The organism is Pseudochrobactrum sp. AO18b (genome assembly GCF_000409565.1).
GTDB classification, from domain to species: Bacteria; Pseudomonadota; Alphaproteobacteria; order Rhizobiales; family Rhizobiaceae; genus Pseudochrobactrum; species Pseudochrobactrum saccharolyticum.
In genome coordinates this window covers 1-2,994 of the sequence record NZ_ANNO01000379.1, presented here as the reverse complement: position 1 = coordinate 2,994, position 2,994 = coordinate 1, and the positions used below count along the sequence as shown (strand labels likewise).

3 protein-coding genes are annotated in these 2,994 nt (G+C 50.4%); all 3 read right to left on the bottom strand.

What is annotated here, in order from left to right; translation table 11 throughout:
* Positions 1-38 precede the first annotated feature (38 nt).
* Positions 39-1,331, bottom strand: coding sequence for a TolC family outer membrane protein (locus A918_RS0114450; RefSeq protein ID WP_022711751.1), 1,293 nt, complete (start codon positions 1,329-1,331; stop codon positions 39-41).
* Positions 1,332-1,711: 380 nt separating this feature from the next.
* Complete coding sequence (locus tag A918_RS0114445; RefSeq protein WP_022711750.1) at positions 1,712-2,380, bottom strand: protein-L-isoaspartate O-methyltransferase; 669 nt, start codon at positions 2,378-2,380, stop codon at positions 1,712-1,714.
* A 318-nt stretch (positions 2,381-2,698) separates the two neighbouring features.
* Positions 2,699-2,994, bottom strand: a 296-nt coding sequence (locus A918_RS0114440; protein ID WP_022711749.1) for a hypothetical protein, incomplete at its 5' end; no start/stop codon positions are given.

The following is a 2,994-nucleotide window of genomic DNA, read 5'->3' as shown; positions in this document are numbered from 1 at the left end:
TGATGCGCCGCTTTTTAAAAGCTTGAATCTAATCCTGATTAGCGGCCGTCCGGCGTACGCAGACCGATCCACTTATCTTTCACAGCATCATAATGCTGTTCAGGCTTATATTCTGCAACCTGCAGACCGATCTGGCGTGCTGTAAGGCGGCCAACGGATGAAAGCACAGCATAGCTTGCCACAACAACATCGCGTTCAGCCTGAACCTGCTGGATCTGAACATCGACCAGATCATTCTGGGCGTTCAAAACATCAAGTGTTGTACGCTGACCAACATTGCGCTCCTCAATCACGCCGTCCAATGCGAGACGTGCTGCGGAGATACCGTCGCGATAGGCAGACAGGGATGCTTTTGCGGCTTCAAGCTGCGACCATGACGAGGCCACGGCAGCACGCACCTGATCCTGCACAACATCAATCTGAATACGCGCCTGACCAAGCTGTTCTTTAGATTTGCGAACAGTTGCAGATGTTTTGCCGCCCGAATAAATCGGAACAGTAACGCCAACGCCGATCGAAGCGGAATTGCCGTTACCAGCCATTGGCAGACCGGAATAAACCGATGAATGCGAAGCGGACGCCGTTACGCCGACAGTCGGCAGCAATGCACCTTCTTTAGCTTTCACATTATGACCGGCAGCATCCATGGCAAATTGCATTGCCTTAACACCAGGGTGACCGGCTTCAGCAATCGCATAGGCCTGAGCAATGCTCTTTGGCAGCGATTTACCGGCAGGCTTGGCGGCCTGCAATTTATCCGGCGCAGAGCCGGTTACCTGACGGTAGACTGCTTCTGCCGATTTAACATTGGCAAGAGCGGCGTTGAGCTGCGCAACAGCAGCAGAGCGCTGCGCATCGGCCTGCGCTACGTCAGTACGGGTGCCTTCACCAACATCCAGACGGGCTTTGGCTGCACGAACCTGCTCGTTCAATGCGGCCAGATTTTTCTGGCGCAGAGAAGCGATCTGGCGGTTCTGGTAAACATCCATATAGGCCTGAACGGCTTCGAACAGACGGTTCTGCTCGTCATTGCGAAGATTTTCGCGCTGGGCGTATACGTTACTTTCGGCCGCCGCCACGCTGTTTTTTGTTTGGAAACCATCGAACAGTGTCTGGTTCAGCTGAATGCCGACCTCGCCTGTTGTCGAATACATATCAGTCGTGCCGTTACGGCTGCGGCCATATTTATATGTGCCGCTCAGTGTCGGGCGGTAGCCTGATTTGGCAATTGCCACATCTTCATCAACTGCGCGCAGACCGGCGCGGGATGAATTGAGCGAAGCATTATTGTGATATGCTTTTTGCATTGCTCCGAACAGCGTTTCCGCCATGACAGGAGCCGGTGCGAGTACCGTGCTCGCTAATAGTGCAACAGCTAAAACCTGTTTGCGTAAATTGACCACGGTTTACCCCATACAATTCGAATCAAATTTCCCAAACTCATTCGGGCATTTGCTAATAACGGGTAAAAATCGGATTTTCCACCCATCAGCTTAATTCATTAATAAACAAATTGTTATTGTTGCCAAAACAACAATTTCTGGTCTGCCACAATTTTTACCCTTTTGTAAGCGGCGGGCTAAAAATAGTGGTTTTCAACGAGTGTGACAATATCAGGTTACACAGAGATTTTAAGCTTAAATATCGGTAATAAACAAAAAGCCTGCCGCGGAGATCCGTGACAGGCTTTCTGAAAAGAATTTATTGCGTATCAGAATACGAATTCGGCCGCATGACGGAAGCCCGGCAGCAGTTTCACCGCAGCATTAAATACGCCGCGACGGGATACGATACCGTCTTCTTTCACATAAATATGCGCAACGCCCATATTGCCCTGCCCTTCGATAGCAACCAGACGGCCGCCGTCTCTGAGTTGTGCCTGCAGAGCTTCAGGAACAAAATCAACTGCGCCTTCAATGATGATGACATCAAACGGCGCTTCTTTAGGGTAGCCGGCAGTCAGTTCACCGCTGACAACCACAACATTGTCGCAACCCAATGCCTGCAGTTTTTCCGAAGCTGTGGCAGCGAAATCCGCATTGCTTTCAAGAGCGATCACCGAGCTTGCAAGCTGCGACAGAACCGCTGCCAGATAGCCTGTGCCGCAACCGATATCGAGAACCACATCCTGCTTTTTCACCGATGCGAGCTGCACCAGACGGGCTGCCGGTGATGGTTCCATCAGATAGCGCGCGCCTTCCGGTGTTTCTGCCAGCAGCTGATCTTCATCAATATAGGCCAGCTCACGACGGTGCGCCGGTACAAATTCTTCACGCGGAACTGCCAGAAAAGCATCCAGAACAGCAAGATCCGTCACATCCGTCGTGCGGATCTGCGTATCAACCATATTAACACGAAGCTCGCGGAAATCGGCTGTCATAGCCCTAAACCTTTCCTGTGCGTTTGACGCACGTAATAATCTCAATCTCACATTGCAGCTTACCTGACCGCGGCAGCAATGCCTGATCGGGATTTAAAATTTGCTGCAACATTCTGCAATAAACACAGAAGCATTATACAGGCAGAAACCTGCACTTCCATGAAAATCATTTTCGCTGATTTGGCAAAAATACACCGCGCAGTCAATCAAAGACCGACATTCCTACCGCGCTCATAGTGCCGCATGGCTGATAAACCGCTCACATTTGTGTTTATCAGCGGCAAGATACAGAAATTTATCTTGTGAAATTACAGTGCGTCAGTGCTGCAAAGAGATAACCACTTTTTTGTTTTGGCACTTTTCACGAATATCCAGAACCGTCTCATAAGGCTGGCCGATACGGCTGGCAGCACAGACTGCCGGAAGATCAATCCCTTTTGCTTTTAGCTGGCTCAGCGCTGCATCCGGCAAAATACGTGCAGCTATCCGCACCAATGGTAGCGGAACATTCGTCTTCTTCCCGAGCTGACCTTCGGTATATTTTTCAATAACCAGTTTTGCCATTGCAAACCCTCTCATTTTCGCCTGCCATATCAGGCAGGCAATCAAGCAAG